Below are 19665 nucleotides of genomic sequence, written 5' to 3'. Positions count from 1 at the left end.
CCCGGTACGTAGGGCCGGTCGGCCCGGCGGAGCGTACCCCGTCGGTCCCTGGAAGGCCGTCGGGGGCGAGGCCAGCATGGTGCGGCCGGGAAGGTCCGGTCCCGTCCCCCGTGATCCACCGGACCTTTCCGACCGCTCCCCCGCCGCCCGTGCGGCCGGGGAGCGCTCGAAGAACCGCAAGAGCTGGAGGACACGGTCCGGTGGACGCAATGGAAACGCAGGGCAATCGAGCAGCCCCCGCACAGGGGTCCAGGCCCCCCGGCCCCGGAGCCGCCACCGCCGACACGCGTCCCACCGGGAAGGGCCGTCCGTCGCGCGGGCGGATCGTCGTCTCGTGGCTCACCACGACCGACCACAAGCAGATCGGAACGCTCTATCTCGTCACCGCGTTCGTCTTCTTCCTCATCGGTGGGGTGATGGCACTCGTGATGCGTGCCGAACTCGCCCGCCCCGGGACGCAGATCATTTCCAACGAACAGTTCAACCAGGCATTCACCATGCACGGTTCGGTGATGCTGCTGCTGTTCGCGATGCCGCTGTTCACGGGTTTCGCCAATTGGCTCATGCCGCTTCAGATAGGCGCCCCCGATGTGGCGTTCCCGCGGCTGAACATGCTGGCGTACTGGCTCTTCCTCTTCGGCTCGCTGATCGCCGCCGCGGGGTTCCTCACTCCGCAGGGCGCCGCCGACTTCGGATGGTTCGCCTATGCCCCGTTGTCCGACGCCACGCATTCACCGGGGATCGGCGCCGACATGTGGATCATGGGCGTGGCGCTCTCCGGCTTCGGTTCCATTCTCGGAGCGGTGAACTTCATCACCACCATCATCTGCATGCGGGCCCCGGGCATGACGATGTTCCGGATGTCGATCTTCACCTGGAACGTACTGCTGACGGCCGTACTCATCCTCCTGGTCTTCCCGGTCCTGGCCGCGGCGCTCCTCGCGCTGGAGATGGACCGGAAGTTCGGCTCGCACATCTTCGATCCCGCCAACGGGGGCGCCCTTCTGTGGCAGCACCTCTTCTGGTTCTTCGGTCTACGTACTGGCCCTGCCGTTCTTCGGAATCGTCTCCGAGGTCATCCCGGTCTTCTCCCGGAAGCCCATGTTCGGCTACATCGGTCTCGTCGCCGCGACGATCGCCATCGCCGGACTGTCCGTCACGGTCTGGGCCCACCACATGTATGTGACCGGCGGTGTCCTGCTGCCGTTCTTCTCCTTCATGACCTTCCTCATCGCCGTACCGACCGGAGTGAAGTTCTTCAACTGGATCGGCACGATGTGGAAGGGGTCGCTGTCCTTCGAGACTCCGATGCTGTGGACCACCGGATTCCTGATCACCTTCGTGTTCGGCGGACTGACCGGCGTCATCCTGGCCTCACCGCCACTGGACTTCCACGTCTCCGACTCGTACTTCGTCGTCGCCCACTTCCACTACACGCTCTTCGGTACGGTCGTGTACGCGATGTTCGCCGGATTCCATTTCTGGTGGCCGAAATTCACCGGGAAGATGCTCGACGAGCGCCTGGGAAAGATCACTTTCTGGGTGTTGACGGTCAGCTTCCACCTCACCTTCCTCGTGCAGCACTGGCTCGGAGCCCAGGGAATGCCGCGCCGGTACGCGGACTATCTCGCCGCTGACGGATTCACCGCTCTCAACACCCTTTCCACCATCGGCTCGTTCCTCCTCGGACTGTCTTTTCTGCCCTTCTTCTACAACGTCTGGAAGACCAGCCAGTACGGCAGGAAGGTGACCGTCGACGATCCCTGGGGGTACGGCCGCTCCCTGGAGTGGGCCACGTCCTGCCCTCCGCCCCGGCACAACTTCAGTTCCCTGCCCCGCATCCGCAGCGAGTCCCCGGCCCTCGATCTGCACCACCCGGAGATCGCCGCAATGGAACTCGAACCCGCTGTACCGAACTGACCCTTCCGTTCCCCTTCCCCGCATCCCGCCTTCAGGAGAGTGCTGTCGATGTCCCACGGTGTTCTGGCGGTCGGTGCCGTCGCGCTTCTCGCGTCCGGCAACGTCTGGTACCTGCCCGCCTATGTCGATCTGCGGGCGGGCCAGGACCGGCCGCGCTCCCGGCGGCCGGCCGCGGCCGCCGTGCTGACCGGATGGGGCTCGGCGGCGCTCACGATGGCTCTGCTGCTCCTGCCGGTCGCTCCGGCCGTGGCCGCGCTGCCGACGGTCGCGGGCACCACCGCCGTGGTGTCCCTGACCGTCCGGGCACGGCTGCGGCGAGGTCAGGAGCAGCGCGAGGAGGAAGCACGCTGGTCCACGCTCCTTCCGGTACGGGCCGGGGGCCGGGCCGGGACCATCGAGGACGAGCGATGAGCGCCGCCCCGTGCGCCGTAGTCCGAATGGGAGCGGGCGTCGAGCTGTCGGGCGGGCGGGTGTCCAGCACCTGCGAGGCGCGCCACCGGTCGCGTGACGGGCGGTCCCCTTCGCTCCTCACCGCCGATCGCCGCCGTCGTGGGGGAAGGCGGTGGCACGGGGTCTGAGGGGGAGGTGTGCCGCCGGATGTGGAGGATCTTCGTCCGTCGGTCCACGCATGCGGAGGTCCGGCGAGTGCCCCGACCCCCTCTCCCGCCAGATAATGTGCGATATGGGAGCGTGGGCGGGTGAGTGAGACGACGACTGAAACCCTGCAGTACCGCTTTGACGGGCCGGAGGACGCACCGATCCTGGTCCTGGGCCCCTCCCTCGGCACCTCATGGCACATGTGGGACCGGCAGATACCGGAGCTCACCCCGCACTGGAGGGTCTTCCGCTACGACCTCCCGGGCCACGGCGGCGCCCCCGCCCGCCCCGCCACCGCCATCGGCGATCTCGCCGACCGGCTGATCGCCACCCTCGACGGGCTCGGCGTCCAGCGCTTCGGGTACGCGGGCTGCTCCATCGGCGGGGCGATCGGCGCCGACCTGGCGCTGCGCCACCCGCACCGGGTCGCCTCGCTGGCCCTGGTCGCCGCCTCGCCCCGGTTCGGCAGCGCCGACGAATTCCGCCAGCGCGGCGTGGTCGTGCGCACCAACGGGCTGGAGCCGATGGCGCGTACCGCGCCCGAGCGCTGGTTCACCCCAGGGTTCGCCGCCGCCCAGCCGGCCATTGTCGACTGGGCCGTCCAGATGGTCCGCACCACCGACCCCGGCTGCTACATCGCCGCCTGCGAGGCCCTCGCCGCCTTCGACGTCCGGGGCGAGCTCGGCCGCATCACCGCCCCGACCCTCGTTCTGGTCGGCGCCGAGGACCGGGTCACCGGACCGGGCGACGCCCGCACCCTGGTAGCGGGCATACCGGACGCCCGGCTCGCCCTCGTCCCCGGCGCCTCCCACCTCGCCCCGGTCGAGCAGCCCGGAGCCGTCACCGATCTGCTGCTCACCCACTTCTCGACGGCCTGGCAGGACACCCTCGCCGCCATCCCCGTCCCGCCGTCCACCCCACAGCTCTCCGCACCCGTGCTGCCCGTCGCGGAGATCACCGCCGCCACGCCGCAGCCCGACGCCGGGACCACCGGGCGCCCCGATCCGTACGAGCCCGGCCTGAAGATCCGCCGCGAGGTGCTGGGCGACGCCCATGTGGACGGGGCCCTGGCCGCCTCCGACGACTTCACCGAGGACTTCCAGGAACTGGTCACCCGGTACGCGTGGGGCGAGGTGTGGAGCCGGGAGGGCCTGGACCGCCGCACCCGCAGCTGTGTCACGCTCACCGCGCTGGTCGCCTCCGGCCATCTGGAGAGCCTGGCCGCCCATGTCAGGGCCGCCCTGCGCAACGGCCTCACCCCGGCCGAGATCAAGGAGGTGCTGATGCAGACCGCCGTGTACTGCGGGGTGCCCGCCGCCGGTGCCGCCTTCTCGGTCGCCCGGAGCGTGATTCAGGAGGAAACGAGGCCCCGCCCGTAGCAGGATGGGACCCATGGACGCCGTGAACCCCGTGCACCTGACCCTGACCAAGAAGACGCACTCCTGCATCCGTCTGGAGAAGGAGGGGCGGACGCTCGTCATCGACCCGGGCGGCTTCTCCGAGCAGGACGCCGCCCTCGGCGCCGAAGCGCTGCTGGTGACGCACGAGCACCCCGACCACTTCGACGAGGGACGGCTCCGCGCCGCCCTGGAGGCCGACCCGGCCGCCGAGATCTGGACCCTGCGCAGCGTCGCCGACCGGCTCTCCGCGGCCTTCCCCGGCCGCGTCCACACCGTCGGCCACGGCGACACCTTCACCGCGGCGGGCTTCGACGTACAGGTGCACGGCGAGCTGCACGCCGTCATCCACCCGGACATCCCGAGGATCACCAACATCGGCTTCCTGGTGGACGGCTCGGTCTTCCACCCGGGCGACGCGCTCACCGTCCCCGACCGGCCGGTCGACACCCTGATGCTGCCGGTGATGGCCCCCTGGAACAAGATCTCCGAGGTCATCGACTACGTACGCGAGGTCCGGCCGCGCCGCGCCATCGACATCCACGACGCGCTGCTCACCGACCTCGCCCGCCCGATCTACGACGGCCAGATCGGCAGCCTCGGCGGCGCCGACCACGGCCGGCTGGCCCCGGGGGACTCGACCGGGCTCTGACGGGCGCCGGTCCGGCGACTGTCGGTGCCAGCCGCTAGGTTTACGTCCATGCGCATCGCCACCTGGAACGTCAATTCGATCACCGCCCGGCTCCCGAGGCTGCTGGCCTGGCTGGAGAGCACCGGCACGGATGTGCTGTGCATCCAGGAGACCAAGTGCACCGCCGAACAGTTCCCGGCGGACGCGCTCCGCGAGCTCGGCTACGAGTCCGCGGTCAACGCCACCGGCCGGTGGAACGGCGTGGCGCTGGTCTCCCGGGCCGGCCTGTCCGACGTCGTCGAGGGGCTGCCGGGCGGACCGGACTACGACGGGGTGCAGGAGCCGCGGGCGATCTCCGCGACCTGCGGCCCCGTCCGGGTCTGGTCGGTCTACGTGCCCAACGGCCGCGAGGTCGAGCACCCGCACTACGCGTACAAGCTGCGCTGGTTCGAGGCCCTGCGGAAGGCCGTCGCCGCTGACGCCGCGGGCGCGCGGCCGTTCGCGGTCCTGGGCGACTTCAATGTGGCCCCGACCGACGAGGACGTCTGGGACCCGGCGCTGTTCGAGGGTGCCACCCATGTCACCCCGGCCGAGCGCGCCGCCCTCGCCGCGCTGCGCGAGGAAGGGCTGTCGGACGTCATGCCGCGCCCGCTCAAGTACGACCGCCCGTACACCTTCTGGGACTACCGGGAGCTGCGCTTCCCGAAGAACAAGGGCATGCGGATCGACCTGGTCTACGGCAACGCGCCCTTCGTCGCGGCGGTCGGCGACAGCTATGTGGACCGTGAGGAACGCAAGGGCAAGGGCGCGTCCGACCACGCCCCCGTGGTCGTGGACCTCGACGTCTGAGGTCCGTCGTCAGCGGTGGCCGACAGCGCGGTCCCGTCCCTGGCCCGCTGTGCGGCCGCAGGTCGTGACCAGGGCGGCCCCGCCCGTTCGGCGGGCGGGGCTCCGTCCACCTCGGTCCTCAGACCGCGGGGACGCCCTTCGGGCCGGGCCCGGTGGCACGCCGCATCCCCAGTGACGCCCCGGCGGTGCCCAGCGCCAGGACCATCAGCAGGGCGCTCACCCACAGCGGCGAGCGGAAGCCGAAGCCCGCGCCGATCGCCAGGCCTCCCAGCCAGGGGCCGAGCGCGGCACCCACATTGAACGCGGCCGTGGCGAACGAACCGGACAGGGTCGGTGCGTCGCCCGCCAGCCGGAACACCCAGGAGATCAGCGCCGTACCGGTGCCGAACGCCAGCATTCCCTGGACGAGGACGAGCGCCACCGTCGCGAACGGGCTGCCCGCGGTCAGCGCCAGCCCGGCCCAGCCGGCCACCAGCGCCACCAGACCGGCCGAGGTGAAGACGACCGGCCGGGCGTCGACGAGCCGGCCCGCGACCGTGACACCGATGAACGAGCCCAGCCCGAAGAGCGCCAGCAGACCGGGCACCCAGGCCGGGGCGAGCCCGGTGACCTGCGTGGCGAGCGGTTCCACGTAGGAGAACGCGCAGAACGTCGCCCCCTGCACGAGGGCGCTCGTCAGCAGGGTCAGCAGCAGTCGCGGACGGGCCAGGGCCCGCAGCTCCACACCGGCGGGAGCGGGCGCGGACTCCGGCCGCCCCGCCGGAACTGTCCTGGCGATCACGAGGACAGCCGGTACGGAGACCAGGGCCACGGCCCAGAACGCCGACCGCCACCCCCAGTGCCCGCCCAGCGCCGCACCGGCGGGCACCCCGGCCACACAGGCCACGGTGACACCCCCGACCACCACCGAAGTGGCGCGTGCCCGTGCCCCGGGCCCGGCCAGGGAGACCGCGGTCACCAGGGCCACCGCCCAGAAGCCCGCATTGGCCAGCGCCCCGACGACCCGTGTCGCGAGGAGCAGCCCGTAGCCGGGCGTGAGCGCGCCGACGACATGGGCGGCGGCGAAGACACCGAGGAAGAACACGAGGGCGCGGCGGCGCGGCCAGTTCCGGCTGAAGAGCGCCATCAACGGCGCCCCGACGATCATTCCGACCGCGAAGGCCGAGGTCAGCAGCCCTGCGGCGGGGATGGACACGTGCAGGTCGGCGGCGATGTCCGAGAGCAGACCGGACAGCATGAATTCGGAGGTGCCCTGGGCGAAGACGGCGAGCCCGAGCGCGTAGACGGCGAATGGCATGAAGAACCCCATGGACGACGATGGATGGACCAGGCAGGGGTGTGGGCCCGCACCCGCCCGTCACGACGGGCGGCAACGCGGAGGAACGTCCGGGGAGTTCATGGACGTGACGCGGCGACGGCGGGTGCCGGAGCCGGAGAGTCCACGCACGGTCGCACCGGGAGTGGTGCACGAGCGCGGACGGGAGGAGCGCAGCCCACACGGCGGTGGTCCTGCGGCGGCGGCCGGTGGGAATCGGCTCCGGGCCGGCGTACGGCGTGACGGGAGCGATTCGACGGCGGATCAGCCACCGGCGGACCGGTGGCTAGCCTCTGTCGGACTCGGGGCTGGACATGATCGCGAAGATATCAGCCCGGACCGCCCCGCCTCCACCCCCTTTCTTTCTCTCGCCTCCACCCCCCTTCTCCGGGCTTCCCGGCCGGAACCGCGGAAAGCCGGAACAGAGTGCGCGGCGCGTACGACGGAGCACACGCGGGTGTACGCCTCGGGTCCAGCACTCGAACGACAGACCGCGCGCCCTGTGGTGCGCAGCACAGCAGGGGTGCGACCCTGAGTGGTATGAACATCCCTTTCTTGGACAACTGGCGTAAGCGTCACGACGGAGTGCGGGGGGCGGGGCTCGCCGCCGCCGTCGCGGCCGACCCCGACGGCGTGGCCGAGCTCCTCGCCGAGTGCGAGCTGCTGCGTGTCCGAGTGGGACAGCGCGGGCTCGAACTCGACGACAGCCCGGCCTCGTTGGCCGCCCTCGACCAGTTGCCGCCGCGCTGGCGCGACGATCCCGAGGAGCTGCCCTGGCTGGGCAACGACGCGGGGCTGTACCTCGGGACGGTCCTGGTGCGGAACGTCCCCGGTGCGGCCTGGAACATCTGGCCCAGCGGGCGGCCCGTGGTGCGGCTCGCCTCCGGGCGGGAGATCGATGTGGTCGAGGCCGGGCTGGACTGGGCGATGTCGGGCAGCCCCGAGCTCTCGCAGGTGTACTCGGAGTCGGCCGAAGGGTAGCGATTTCACTACAACCACATAAGAAGCCTTATGCCCCATTTGTGCGTGTCGGTGACGAAGTCCCTTTTCGGGCTGGATAGTTTGCGCTGACCTCGACACAGCGAAAAGTGGGTAGGGCAGCGTATGGCCGTCGATCCGTTGATCGAGCTGCGGGACGTCAACAAGTTCTACGGACAGTTGCACGTACTGCGGGACATCAATCTCACCGTCGGCCGCGGGGAGGTGGTGGTGATCATCGGCCCCTCCGGCTCCGGCAAATCGACGCTGTGCCGGACCATCAACCGGCTGGAGACGATCGAGTCCGGCCGTATCTCGATCGACGGCAGACCGCTTCCCGAGGAGGGCAAGGGGCTGGCCCAGCTCCGGGCCGAAGTGGGCATGGTCTTCCAGTCGTTCAATCTGTTCGCGCACCGGACCGTGCTGGCCAATGTCTCGCTCGCCCAGCTCAAGGTCCGCAAGCGGAAGAAGGACGAGGCGGACCGCCGCTCCCGTGAGCTGCTGGAGCGGGTCGGACTGGCCTCGCAGGCGGACAAGCTCCCCGCCCAGCTCTCCGGCGGCCAGCAGCAGCGCGTGGCCATCGCCCGCGCCCTCGCCATGGATCCCAAGGCACTGCTCTTCGACGAGCCCACCTCGGCGCTCGACCCGGAGATGATCAACGAGGTGCTGGAGGTCATGCAGCAGCTCGCCCGGGACGGCATGACCATGGTGGTCGTCACCCACGAGATGGGCTTCGCCCGCTCCGCCGCCAACCGCGTGGTCTTCATGGCCGACGGCCGGATCGTCGAGGACCGCACCCCGGACGCGTTCTTCACCGCTCCGGAGAGCGACCGCGCCAAGGACTTCCTGTCCAAGATCCTCAAGCACTGACGGGGGGCTCCGTGTTGCGTACGAGAAGAGTTCTGGCCGTCTGTGCCGGCCTCCTGCTGGCCCTGCTCGCCGCCGCGTGCGGCAAGGAGGGCAGCCCGCCGGTCAAGGGCCCGAAGCCCGAGCAACTGCCGGTGTACAAGGTCGACACCGCCTTCCGGCTGCCCGCCTCGCCGACCTGGACGAAGGCGAGGAAGCGCGGCTACCTCCGGGTCGGGGCCAAGGAGGACCAGCCCTACCTGGGCGAGAAGGACCCGGCCACCGGCGTCTACTCCGGCTTCGACATCGAGATCGCCAAGATGATGTCGGCCTCGCTCGGCTTCGACCCGAAGACGATCCGCTTCAAGACCATCGCCTCCGCCAACCGCGAGACGGCGCTGCAGAACGGGCAGATCGACTACTACGTCGGCACCTACACCATCAATGCCATGCGCAAGAAGCTCGTCGGCTTCGCCGGTCCCTACTACATGGCCGGACAGGGCCTCCTCGTCCGCACCGACGAGCACGACATCGACGGCCCGCAGGACCTGGCCGGCAAGACGGTCTGCTCGGCCGCCGGGTCGACCCCGTACCAGCGCATCGCCGCCGACTACCCGAAGGCGATCCTGGTCGCCTACGACACGTACTCGATCTGCGTCGACAACCTGCTGACCTACCAGGTCGACGCCGTCACCACCGACGACGCCATCCTGCTGGGCTTCGCGGCCAAGGCGCCCAAGGAGATGAAGGTCGTGGGCAAGCCGTTCTCCCAGGAGCCGTACGGCATCGGCGTCCCGCGCAGCGACAACGCGCTGCGGTTCGCCCTGAACGACGCCCTGGAGGCCAACGAGAAGAACGGCAACTGGAAGAAGGCGTTCGAGGCCACCCTCGGTCTGTCCGGGGTGCCCGCGCCGAAGCCGCCGCCCATCGACCGCTACCCGGCCACCTGAGAAGGCGGGCATCGACCATGGACGTACTCACCGAGAATTTCTCGCTCTACGGCAAGGGTTTCCTGGGCACGGTCGAACTGACCGTCTACTCCTCGATCCTGGCCCTGGTCCTCGGCTTCCTCATGGCCTCCTGCCGGGTGGCCCCCGTCGGCTCGCTGCGCGTGCTCGGCACGGTCTGGGTGACGGTGCTGCGCAACACCCCGCTGACGCTGCTCTTCTTCGCGGTCCTGCTCGGACTGCCCCGCTTCGGCCTGGTCCTTCCCTTCAAGGTCTTCGCGGTCCTGGCGCTCGGCTGCTACACCTCCGCGTTCATCTGCGAGGTGCTGCGCTCGGGCATCAACACCGTGCCGACGGGGCAGGGCGAGGCGGCCCGCAGCCTCGGCATGACGTTCGGCCAGACCCTGAACACCGTCGTGCTGCCCCAGGCGTTCCGGTCGGTGATCCCGCCGGTCGGTTCCACGCTCATCGCCCTCGCCAAGAACTCGGCGATCGCCGGGGCGTTCAGCGTCACGGAGCTGCTCGGCACCTACAAGACCCTCAACGAGCTGGGCTACAGCATCATCTGGACCTTCGTCTGGATCGCCGTCGGCTACCTGATCATCACCCTGTCCATCAGTGCGCTCTTCAATGTGATGGAGAAGCGCTGGGGAGTCGCCCGATGACCACCCGCACCGCGCCGTCCGCCACCGCGCTGTACGACATCCCGGGCCCGGCGACCCGTAAACGCCATCGCCTGTACGGGATCTTCTCGACGGCCCTGATCCTCGCCCTGGTCGGCTGGGTGGTCTATCTGCTCTTCGACACCGAGCAGTTCACCAGCGCCAAGTGGACCCCCTTCGAGTACAAGGGCATCCAGGAACTGCTGCTGCGCGGACTCGGCAACACCCTCAAGGCGTTCGCGTACGCCGCGGTGCTCTCTCTCCTGCTCGGTGCCGTACTCGCCGTCGGCCGGCTCTCCGAGCACCGGGTCGTGCGCTGGATCGCGACCGTGCTGGTGGAGTTCTTCCGCGCCATGCCCGTACTGGTGATGATCTTCTTCATCTTCGTGGCGCTGAAGGTGCAGCCGCTGCCCGCCCTGGTCACGGGGCTGACCCTGTACAACGGCTCGGTGCTCGCCGAGGTGTTCCGTACCGGGATCATCTCGGTGGAGCGCGGCCAGTCCGAGGCAGCGTACGCCCTGGGGCTGCGCAAGACGCAGGTCACCACCTTCGTCCTGGCGCCGCAGGCGGTGCGCGCCATGCTGCCCACCATCATCAGCCAGCTGGTCGTGGCACTGAAGGACACCTCGCTCGGCTATCTGATCACCTACGAGGAATTCCTGCACGCGGGCAAGCTCATCGCGTCCAACCTCGACTACGATCTTCCCTTCATCCCCGTGGTGATGGTGATCTCGCCGATCTACATCGGGATGTGCATGCTGCTCTCCTGGTTCGCGACCTGGGTGGCCAAGCGGGAACGGCGCAATCCGAAGATGAAGGCCGTGGAGATCGCACCGGCCGAACCAGGAACGCTACTGCCGGGAGTGCAGTAGCCGGGGCCGCCGTGAGGCGCTCCCAGCGGAGCGGTGCCCGCCCGGCAGCAGCCGGTGATCACTCCTCGCGCAACGGTACGGACACGTACGACGGGTCCGCCGCCGGTGAGGAGAAGGTCAGCTGCTACCCGGTCGGGTCGTGCTCGGTGTACAGCGGATCGACGGTGTCGATCACCAAGGTGAGGCGGTGTCCGGCCGGCACGTCGTAGGCGGTGGAGAACAGCTCCGGGTCTACGGGGAACGGCCGGCCCGGCGTCCGCCCGTGGAACGTATAGGGGGCGTTGCTGATCAGCTTGCCCAGGCCGAGCGGCCCTTCGTCGTAGAAATACGCGACGAAGGTGCCGCTCTCCTCGTGTGGGATCAACGATCGTCGGCCGCTGTGCCGCCGGGCGTCCGTGCGGCCCCTCGGTCCGCTACAGCGCGCTCTTCGCCTGCCAGTCGGACCACGACACGTTCCACGCCCCGTACCCGTTGCCCTCCGCGACCGTGCCCTTGGCGTCCGCGCCGGTGATCTCGAACGGGTCGCCCACCCGCACCTGCTGGTACAGGGCGGCGGCGTTGGAGTCGCTCATCCCGACGCAGCCCGAGCTGTGGTTGGCCACCCCGAAGTAGGCCGCGTTCCACGGTGCCGCGTGGGCGTACATCCCCGACCAGGTCAGCCGCATCGAGGAGTCGACCATCTTGTCGTAGGCGTTGCCGAGGCCGACCGTCTCGGAGCGCATGTTGATCGTGCCCTCCTTGGCCATCAGCACGGCGGTGCCGCGCCAGGACGCCTTCTCGCCGCCGGGGGTGCCGGCCGACATGGGCACGTCCATCACGGTCTTCCCGTCCCGCTTCAGCGCCAGCCGGTGGCGGTCGAGGTCGACCTTGACCACCTGGTCGGCGCCGATCGTGAAGGCGGTCCGGTAGTCGCGTACGAACCAGCCGCCGGACGGGCCCGAGTCGATGCCGTTGAGATCGGCGTCGAGCGTGACCTTCGTGCCGGACTTCCAGTACTCCTTGGGCCGCCAGTCGACGCGGTCCTTGCCGGAGTAGTCCCGCAGCCAGCCCCAGGATCCCTCGGTGTGGTTCGAGGTGGAGACCTTCAGGGCCTTCTCGACCGCCGCCCTGTCCTTGACCGGGTTGTCGAAGACCACCGACAGCGGCTGGGCGACGCCGACCGTGGTGTTCTTGCCGGGGACCAGCGTCAGCTTGTTGACCTTGTCCGCGGCGGCGGTGGTGAAACCGGCCTTCGCGCTGCCGCCCTCGGTGTTCTTCGCCTCGACGCCGTACGTGGTGCCGGGCGCGGCCGGCCGGTCCGAGGTCCACGTCCTGCCGTCGGCGGATATCCGGCCGCTCAGTGCCTCGCCGCCCTCCGCGCTCACCTTGACCGCCTTCAGCCTGCCGCCGTCGAGCGTCACCTCGACCGGCTTGCCCGCGGCGGCCCGGCTGCCCTTGAGGTTCACCGAGATCCGGGCGTCGGAGGCCGCGCGGCCCTTGCCCGAGTCCTTGCCCGAGTCCGAGGCGGCGGCGCCGGAGCAGGCGGTGAGCAGGGTGCCGAGCACCGCGGTCCCGGCGATCAGGGTGAGCCGGACCGGGCGGCCGAGCGGAGCGGTACGGCCTGCGGACCGGCGTGCAGTGGTCAAGGGAAAAACCTCCAAGGCATTGCTTCTCGTCGAGGGAGACGGCGTTCATCCGACGATAGGTTCCGTAAATCGACCGAAAACCGGGAAATGCCCTGTGTGACATGTACCGCAGCACAACGGTCATCATCCGGTCACACAAGCCGCTCGGATCCGTCATGGACCACCGCGAGAGCGCGCGCGGGGTACCCTCCACCCTTGACCCGACGACCGCCCGTTCGGGCGGCTCCGCCGGAAGTCCGGTCCCGGAGGACAGGTCGTCGAGACACACGGGGAGTGGGAGACATCGGTGGGCGGAGCCGCGGACAGCACGCTGTACCAGGAGTTCCCGGCGTACTCGGCCCGCCGGTGACGGCCGCCGAAGCGACCCCCACGACGGTCGCGGACCACAAGCCCCGCTCGGTGCTGCGCAACGGCGCCGTCATGGCGGCCGGCTCGATCGTCTCCCGGGCGACCGGCTTCATACGCTCGGCGGTCGTCGTCGCCGCGCTCGGCACCGGACTCCGGGCCGACGGGTACAACGTCGCCAACACCGTGCCCAACATCCTCTACATCCTGCTCATCGGCGGCGCGCTCAACGCCGTCTTCGTCCCCGAGCTGGTGCGGGCGGCGAAGAACCACGCCGACGGCGGAGCCGCGTACACCGACCGGCTGCTCACCGTCTGCGCCCTCGGCCTCCTCGCCCTCACCGGTCTCGCGGTCCTCGTCGCCCCCTGGATCGTCTCGGTCTACGCCCCCGACTACGACGCCGCCCAGGCGGAGATGACCGTCGCCCTGGCCCGCTACTGCCTGCCGCAGATCCTCTTCTACGGACTGTTCACCCTCCTCGGGCAAGTGCTGAACGCCCGGGGCCGGTTCGGCGCGATGATGTGGACCCCGGTCCTCAACAACGTGGTGATCATCGCCGTGTTCGGGATCTACCTGGGCATCGCGGCGGGCTCCGGCGGCACGCTCAGCCCGGCACAGGCCCAGTGGCTCGGCTGGGGCACCACGGCCGGGATCGTGCTCCAGACGCTCGCCCTGGCGCCCGCGCTGCGCGCCGCGAAATTCCGCTGGCGGCCCCGGTTCGACTGGCGGGGCAGCGGCCTCACCCGTCCGCTGCGCGCGGCCGGCTGGCTGGTCGCCCTCGTGCTGACCAACCAGATCGCCTACTGGGTGGTGACCCGGCTCTCCACCACCATCGGCCAACGCGCCGAGGACATGGAGCTGGCGGGCGGCGCGGGCTACACCGCGTACAGCTACGCCTATCAGCTCTGGGTGGTGCCGCACGGCATCGTGACCGTCTCGCTCGTCACCGCGCTGATGCCCCGGATGAGCCGGGCGGCGGCCGACGACGACCTGCCGGGCCTGCGACGCGACGTCTCGTACGCCCTGCGCACCTCGGCCGCGGCCGTGGTCCCCGCGGTGGCCCTGCTGTTCGCGCTGGCCCCGTGGGTGATGGGAACGGTGTACGGGTACGGGCACACGGACGACGCGGACATCGCCGTGATGGCGGGCATGACGATGGCGTTCGCACCCGGTCTCATCGCCTACTCGGGGCAGTACGTGCTGTCCCGGGCCTTCTACGCGATGGGCGACACCCGCACGCCGTTCGTCCTCAACCTGGTGATCGCGGCGCTCAACGCCGGGCTCTCGGTCGCCGCGTACCTCCTGCTGCCGGTCCGCTGGGCCGTGACGGGGATGGCCGGCGCCTACACCGTCGCGTTGTTCGCCGGCTTCGCGGCCACCGGGTACGTGCTGCATCGCAGGCTGGCCCGAGGCACCGGGACGTCACCGCTGCGCTCTTCCGCGCTGTGGGCGCAGTTCCGGCTGGTGGTGGCGGCCGTGCCCGCCGGGCTGCTGGGATACCTGGCCGCCCGTGCCTGCGCCGGCTCCGGGGACTACGCGGCGGTGGGCGCGGGCTCCGCCGTGCTGCTGCTCACGGTGGCGCTGCTGGCACGGCCGCTCCGGCTGCGGGAGGTCGGCGCCGTGATCGCGGCGGGCCGGGGGCGGCTGCGGCGGGCGTGACCTGCCGGACACCCCGCCCGCTCACCGGTTCGATTCGACGTCGTGCCCGCTGGGATACTGCTGCCATGCCTCGCGTGTTGCTGATCGAAGACGACCCCTCCGTACGCGAGGGGGTCGTACTCGGGCTGCGGCGGCGCGGCCACGAACTGCGCGCCGTGGAGAGCGGTGAGGCGGGGCTGGCCGCGCTGGGGGAGTTCCGGCCCGATCTGGTCCTGCTCGACCTGATGCTCCCCGCGATGAACGGGGTCCAGGTCTGCCGCCGGATACGCGGGACAAGCCAGCTGCCGATCATCATGCTCACGGCCCGGGGCGACGACTTCGACGTGGTCGTCGGGCTGGAGGCGGGCGCCGACGACTACATCGTCAAACCGGCCCGTACCGAAGTGATCGAGGCCAGGATCCGGGCCGTACTGCGCCGGCTCGCCGAACCGGCCGGGCGCGGCGGCACCGAGATCCACGGCGAGCTGGCCGTCGACCGTGCCGGGCTCTCGGTCGTCAAGGCCGGGCAGTCCGTCCCGCTGGCCCCCTCCGAGCTGAGACTCCTGCTCCACCTGTCGGCCTCGCCCGAGCAGGTCTTCAGCAGACAGCAGCTTCTGGAATACGTCTGGGAGCACAGCTACCACGGGGACGCGCGCCTGGTCGACGCGTGCGTGCGGCGGCTGAGGCAGAAGATCGAGGACGCGGCGGGCAGCCCGCGGTACATCCAGACCGTCCGCGGTTTCGGATACCGCTTCGGACCGCTCGGATGAGACTTCCCGCCGTCCGGTTCGGACTGCGTACCCGCCTCGTCGGAGCCTTCCTCCTGGTCGCGGCGATCAGCGCCGCCACCACAGCCACCCTCACCTACCGCGAGGCCCGCTCCGCCATCCTCAAGCAGGCCCAGGACACGGCCGTCGACCAGTTCCGCGACCGGATCGGCGCACAGGCCGTGACTCTGCCGATGGACGAGGAACAGCTGCGGCGCGCCTGCCGGAGCCTGGCCAGGGAGGGCAAGCCGCACCCCTGGACCGTCTTCGCCGAGTACGGGACGCTCCGGGTCTCCTCCTCGGACCGGCCCACCTCCGACGTCGTCACGCCCGCGCTGCGGGCCGCCGCCCGGGGCAGCGCGCACGGCTCCTTCCAACGGGTCGTCAAGGACGGCGTGCCCTGGCTGACCGTCGGAATGCCCGCTCTCGTCGACCGCGGCGACGGGGGCCAGCCCACCGGGCTCGTCCTCTACGCCGTGATGCGGCTCTCCACCGAGGAGGCCAATGTCGAGGCCATGGTGACCGCCGCCCGCGACGGCGCCCTGCCCGCCCTCCTGATCGCGCTGGTGCCCGCACTGCTCGCCGCCCGCAGTGTGCTGCGCCCGGTGCGCGATCTGCGACGGGCCGCCGCGGGCATCGGCCGGGGCGAACTCGGCACCCGGATCGAGGTCCGGGGCTCCGACGAACTCGCCGGACTCGCCCGGACGTTCAACGACTCCTCGACCAAGCTCCAGGAGTCGGTGGCGGAGCTCAGACAGGCGGAGGCGCGGGCCAGACGCTTCGCCTCCGACGTCTCGCACGAACTGCGCACCCCGCTCGCCGGAATGCTCGCCGTCACCGAGGTGCTCGACGAGGACGCGGCCCAGCTGAACCCCGACACCGCAACGGCCGTCCGGCTGATCAGCACCGAGACGGACAAGCTCGCCGCGCTCGTCGAGGACCTGATGGAGATCTCCCGCTTCGACGCGAAGGCCGCGGACCTCCACCTCGACGAGGTCGATGTCGCCGAAGCGATCCGCAAGACCCTGGAGAAGCGGCACTGGCAGGACCGGATCCGCAGGGAACTCCCCGACGGCATACGGGCGATGCTCGATCCGCGCCGCTTCGACGTCATCGTCGCCAACCTCGTCGGCAACGCCCTGCGGCACGGCGCGGAGCCCGTCACGGTACGGCTGCGCACCGAGCGGAGGGGCACGACGGACCGGCTGGTGACCGAGGTCCTGGACAGCGGTCCGGGCATCGATCCCGCCGTGCTGCCCCATGTCTTCGACCGGTTCTACAAGGCCGACGCGGCCCGCACCCGCTCGGCCGGCAGCGGACTCGGGCTGGCGATCACCCTGGAGAACGTACGGCTGCACGGCGGCACCGTGCACGCGGCGGACGGGCCCGCAGGCGGCGCGCTCTTCACCGTGGAACTTCCGCTGGAACGGCCGTCGGAACCGCCGCTGGAGGGGCCGTCGGAGCCGCCGTCGGAACCGTCGTTGGAGGGTCCGTGAGAACCGGACACATCCTCCTCGCCCTGCCGCTCCTCGCCCTGACGGCGACCGGGTGCGGGATCCTGGCCACGGATGTCGTCGAGGTCGGCGACCCGGCGGTCGTCGATGTGGCACCGGGGCGCGAACAGAGCACACTGCTCTACTTCGTGTCCTCGTCCTCCGCGAACCGGCTGATGCCCGTCGTACGGCCCAACGAAGTGCCGTGGGAAGGCACCCCCGAGGGCGGTTCGCGACTGGTCCGGCAGGACGCCGACAAGGCTCTCGTCCTGCTCTTCGAGGGGCCGAGCAAGAACGAGGCCGCGACCGGGCTGCGCACCGAACTCCCCTTCGTCCGGGCGCAGGTGAGCATAGATCTGGGCCCGGACGGCGTTCTGGTCCGGGTGAACTCGCCCGTCACCACCCTCTCCGAGGTCGCCCGCCGGCAGCTGATCTGCACCGCCGCCCAGGCCCGCACCGCGGACCGGGGCGAGGCGGTGACGGTGACCGGCACCGACGGTGTCATCGGGCCCGCCCACTGCTCCGTGTGATCCGCGCGTGCGCCGGTGGTGGCAAAGGCGGCGGGAGCGCGAATTCAGCCCCTCAGACCTGATACCGCCCCGGTGCGAACAGGGCGAGGTTCGCGGCCACCCACTCCGATGTGGACTTCAGTCCCTCCCCGAGGGACATCTGCGGCCGCCAGCCCGCCCACTCCCGCGCCCGGGAGTTGTCCGAGAGCAACCGCTCCACCTCACTGCCCGAGGGGCGCAGTCGCGCCGGGTCGACCACCACCGACGCCTCGCGCCCCGACGCCGTGATCAGCGCCCGCGCCAGATCGCCGATCGAGATCTCCCGTCCGGAGCCCAGGTTCACCACCTCGCCCAGCGCCCGGTCGCACTCCGCCACTGCGAGGAACCCCCGCGCCGTGTCGGTGACGTACGTGAAGTCCCGGGTCGGTGTGAGCGAGCCGAGCTTGATCTCCCGTGCACCGGCGTGCAGTTGGGCCAGGATCGTGGGGATCACGGCACGCGCGGACTGCCTGGGCCCGTACGTGTTGAAGGGCCGCACGACCGTGACCGGCAGGTCGAAGGCGTGCCGGTGCGAGAGTGCCGTCATGTCGGCGCCTATCTTGGAGGCGGAGTACGGCGACTGCGGCTGCAGCGGATGACCCTCGTCGATCGGCACGGTCAGGGCGGTTCCGTACACCTCGCTGGTGGAGGTGTGGACGAGCCGCCGCACGGAGTGGCGCCGGCACGCCTCGGCGATGTTCTCGGTACCGACCACGTTCGTCTGTACGTACGCCCCCGGCGAGTCGTAGCTGTACGGAATCCCGATCAGCGCGGCGAGGTGAAAGACGGTGTCGCAGCCGGCCACGGCGTCCGAGACGCGGCCCGCGTCGCGTACGTCGCCCGCGATCATCTCCACCGAGGGGTGGGACATCAGATGGGCCAGGTTGCCCTTCTCGGCGTACGGCTTGTAGTGGACGAACGCCCTCACGTTCGCGCCGAGTTCGACGAGCAGATCGACGAGCGTCGATCCGATGAAGCCTTCGGCCCCGGTGACGAGGACGGTCCGGTCGTTCCAGTTCAGCTGGGACTTCATGCGGCGTTGTGCTCCTTGGTGTGCGGGGCGGAGTGGGAGGTGCGGTGGGAGGCGAGTTCGAGGACCTTGGCGGCCAGCAGATCGGCGGCCCTGGCATGGCTGCCGGGGTCGGCCGCTCCGCTCATCGCGGCGAGCCGGGCAGGGTCGGCGAGCAGGGGTTCCAGAAGCGCGGCGAGCCGGTCGGGGCTGGTCTCCGCATCGGGAAGGAGCAGACCGGCGCCCACGTCCGAGAGCACCCGGGCGTTGTGTGTCTGGTGGTCGCCGGGCGCGTGCGGGTAGGGCACCAGAACGGCGGGTACCCCGGTCGCGGCGAGTTCGGCGACGGTCGCCGACCCTGCCCGGCACACCACGAGGTCGGCGGCGGCGTACGCGAGGTCCATCCGGTCCAGATACGGCACGGCCCGCGCCAGCCGGGGCGGCACCGGGGCGAGCCTGCGCCGGGTCTCGTCGAGCGCGGCCGGTCCCGTCTTGATCAGCAGGTGTACGTCGTCCCGCCCGCGCCAGCGTGCCGCCACGCCGAGCGCGGCCTCGGTGAGCCGGGCCGCTCCCAGGCTGCCGCCGTTGAAGAGGACGAGGCGCGTATCGGGTGGCACCTGGAGGGCCTGCCGGGCCTCGGCCCGCATCGTGTTCCGGTCCAGGGCGGCGATCGCGGCAGCGATGGGCATCCCGGTGATGACGGCGTCCTCGCCGCCCGCCAGGTGCGCACGGCTGCGGTCGAAGGCGACCGCGACATGCGGAGTGAGGCGCGCGGCGAACTGGTTGGCACGGCCCGGCACCGCGTTGGATTCGTGGATGAGGCTCGGCAGTCCGGCCATCCGGGCGCCCACGATGACGGGCGCGCTCGGATAGCCGCCCATGCCGACGGCGACCTGGGCACGCTGCGTCTTGAGGATGGCCCGGCACTGAGCGCCGGCCTTGAGCAGTGCGGCGGGCAGCAGATACCGCTTGGCGCCGAGAGCGGGGTCGAAAGGGATCATGTCGACGGTGTGGAGACGGAACCCGGCGCGGGGTATCAGCTCGGTCTCCAGCCCCCGCGTCGTACCGACGAAGGAGATCACCGCGTCCGGGACGGCCCGGCGCAGCGCCTCCGCGAGCGCGAGCCCCGGGTAGATGTGCCCGCCGGTGCCGCCCGCTCCGATGACCACGGAGAGCGGTGTGCGTACTGCTGACGATGGTGTGCGCATGGGGCAAGAGCTTCGCGG

General features: G+C 70.6%; 17 protein-coding genes and 2 pseudogenes. 14 read left to right on the top strand and 5 right to left on the bottom strand.

Going from position 1 to position 19665, the window contains the following annotated elements; genetic code table 11:
- The first annotated feature begins 209 nt into the window (after positions 1–209).
- The 5 genes and pseudogenes from ctaD (at position 210) to GA0115234_RS15005 (ending at position 5394) form a co-directional block, all read left to right on the top strand.
- Positions 210–1920, top strand: a pseudogene (ctaD, locus tag GA0115234_RS15025) (cytochrome c oxidase subunit I).
- Between the two features lie 48 nt (positions 1921–1968).
- The gene (locus GA0115234_RS15020) at positions 1969–2331 is read left to right on the top strand and encodes a hypothetical protein (protein ID WP_176729174.1); all 363 of its coding nucleotides are present in this window, start codon (positions 1969–1971) and stop codon (positions 2329–2331) included.
- 287 nt (positions 2332–2618) lie between these two features.
- Positions 2619–3896 (top strand): bifunctional 3-oxoadipate enol-lactonase/4-carboxymuconolactone decarboxylase PcaDC, encoded by a 1278-nt coding sequence (gene pcaC, locus GA0115234_RS15015; protein ID WP_093541829.1) that lies wholly within the window; start codon positions 2619–2621, stop codon positions 3894–3896.
- Positions 3897–3909: 13 nt separating this feature from the next.
- Complete coding sequence (locus GA0115234_RS15010) at positions 3910–4566, top strand: MBL fold metallo-hydrolase (protein ID WP_093541827.1); 657 nt, start codon at positions 3910–3912, stop codon at positions 4564–4566.
- A 48-nt stretch (positions 4567–4614) separates the two neighbouring features.
- A complete protein-coding gene (locus GA0115234_RS15005; protein ID WP_093541825.1) occupies positions 4615–5394 on the top strand; it encodes an exodeoxyribonuclease III in 780 nt (259 codons plus the stop codon).
- A 118-nt stretch (positions 5395–5512) separates the two neighbouring features.
- Here GA0115234_RS15005 and GA0115234_RS15000 read toward each other — a convergent pair whose 3' ends face one another.
- On the bottom strand, positions 5513–6691 hold the full coding sequence (locus GA0115234_RS15000; protein ID WP_093542366.1) for a Cmx/CmrA family chloramphenicol efflux MFS transporter: 1179 nt from the start codon (positions 6689–6691) through the stop codon (positions 5513–5515).
- Positions 6692–7249: 558 nt separating this feature from the next.
- On the opposite strand from GA0115234_RS15000, the gene GA0115234_RS14995 reads away from it, so the two are divergent.
- The 5 genes from GA0115234_RS14995 (at position 7250) to GA0115234_RS14975 (ending at position 11014) form a co-directional block, all read left to right on the top strand.
- Positions 7250–7690 carry a DUF6278 family protein gene (locus GA0115234_RS14995; RefSeq protein ID WP_093541823.1) on the top strand — a complete coding sequence of 147 codons (441 nt, stop codon included), beginning with the start codon at positions 7250–7252 and terminating at the stop codon, positions 7688–7690.
- A gap of 123 nt (positions 7691–7813) precedes the next feature.
- Entirely contained in the window at positions 7814–8557 is a 744-nt protein-coding gene (locus tag GA0115234_RS14990; protein WP_093541821.1) for an amino acid ABC transporter ATP-binding protein, read from the top strand.
- Between the two features lie 14 nt (positions 8558–8571).
- A complete protein-coding gene (locus tag GA0115234_RS14985) occupies positions 8572–9483 on the top strand; it encodes a glutamate ABC transporter substrate-binding protein (RefSeq protein ID WP_093542364.1) in 912 nt (303 codons plus the stop codon).
- 17 nt (positions 9484–9500) lie between these two features.
- A complete protein-coding gene (locus GA0115234_RS14980; RefSeq protein ID WP_093541819.1) occupies positions 9501–10145 on the top strand; it encodes an amino acid ABC transporter permease in 645 nt (214 codons plus the stop codon).
- Positions 10142–11014 carry an amino acid ABC transporter permease gene (locus GA0115234_RS14975; protein ID WP_093541817.1) on the top strand — a complete coding sequence of 291 codons (873 nt, stop codon included), beginning with the start codon at positions 10142–10144 and terminating at the stop codon, positions 11012–11014. Before GA0115234_RS14980 ends, GA0115234_RS14975 begins: the two co-directional genes overlap by 4 nt.
- Before the next feature lie 58 nt (positions 11015–11072).
- Here GA0115234_RS14975 and GA0115234_RS14970 read toward each other — a convergent pair.
- Both GA0115234_RS14970 and GA0115234_RS14965 read right to left on the bottom strand, forming a co-directional pair.
- Positions 11073–11366 (bottom strand): annotated as a pseudogene (locus tag GA0115234_RS14970) (CocE/NonD family hydrolase C-terminal non-catalytic domain-containing protein); the annotation flags it as partial.
- 61 nt (positions 11367–11427) lie between these two features.
- Positions 11428–12639, bottom strand: coding sequence for a L,D-transpeptidase (locus tag GA0115234_RS14965; protein ID WP_093541815.1), 1212 nt, complete (start codon positions 12637–12639; stop codon positions 11428–11430).
- Positions 12640–12984: 345 nt separating this feature from the next.
- Here GA0115234_RS14965 and murJ point away from each other — a divergent pair, with 345 nt between their 5' ends.
- From murJ to GA0115234_RS14945, 4 genes are all read left to right on the top strand, one after another.
- Complete coding sequence (gene murJ / locus GA0115234_RS14960) at positions 12985–14643, top strand: murein biosynthesis integral membrane protein MurJ (RefSeq protein WP_256088720.1); 1659 nt, start codon at positions 12985–12987, stop codon at positions 14641–14643.
- A gap of 65 nt (positions 14644–14708) precedes the next feature.
- Positions 14709–15392: a response regulator transcription factor gene (locus GA0115234_RS14955; protein ID WP_093541811.1), complete on the top strand. Its 684-nt coding sequence runs from the start codon at positions 14709–14711 to the stop codon at positions 15390–15392.
- The gene (locus GA0115234_RS14950) at positions 15389–16885 is read left to right on the top strand and encodes a sensor histidine kinase (RefSeq protein ID WP_093541809.1); all 1497 of its coding nucleotides are present in this window, start codon (positions 15389–15391) and stop codon (positions 16883–16885) included. Before GA0115234_RS14955 ends, GA0115234_RS14950 begins: the two co-directional genes overlap by 4 nt.
- Complete coding sequence (locus GA0115234_RS14945) at positions 16882–17412, top strand: hypothetical protein (protein WP_093541807.1); 531 nt, start codon at positions 16882–16884, stop codon at positions 17410–17412. The genes GA0115234_RS14950 and GA0115234_RS14945 overlap by 4 nt, the downstream gene beginning before the upstream one ends.
- A 52-nt stretch (positions 17413–17464) precedes the next feature.
- Here the strand turns inward: GA0115234_RS14945 and GA0115234_RS14940 are convergent, their stop codons facing one another.
- Entirely contained in the window at positions 17465–18463 is a 999-nt protein-coding gene (locus tag GA0115234_RS14940) for an SDR family NAD(P)-dependent oxidoreductase (protein ID WP_093541805.1), read from the bottom strand.
- Complete coding sequence (gene murG / locus GA0115234_RS14935) at positions 18460–19647, bottom strand: undecaprenyldiphospho-muramoylpentapeptide beta-N-acetylglucosaminyltransferase (RefSeq protein WP_093541803.1); 1188 nt, start codon at positions 19645–19647, stop codon at positions 18460–18462. The genes GA0115234_RS14940 and murG overlap by 4 nt, the downstream gene beginning before the upstream one ends.
- Positions 19648–19665 lie beyond the last annotated feature (18 nt).

The sequence above is a fragment of the Streptomyces sp. DvalAA-43 genome (assembly GCF_900091725.1).
Classification (GTDB): domain Bacteria; phylum Actinomycetota; class Actinomycetes; order Streptomycetales; family Streptomycetaceae; genus Streptomyces; species Streptomyces pulveraceus.
The sequence above is the reverse complement of the archived record's forward strand: the minus strand, read 5'-3'. Positions and strand labels throughout refer to the sequence as shown.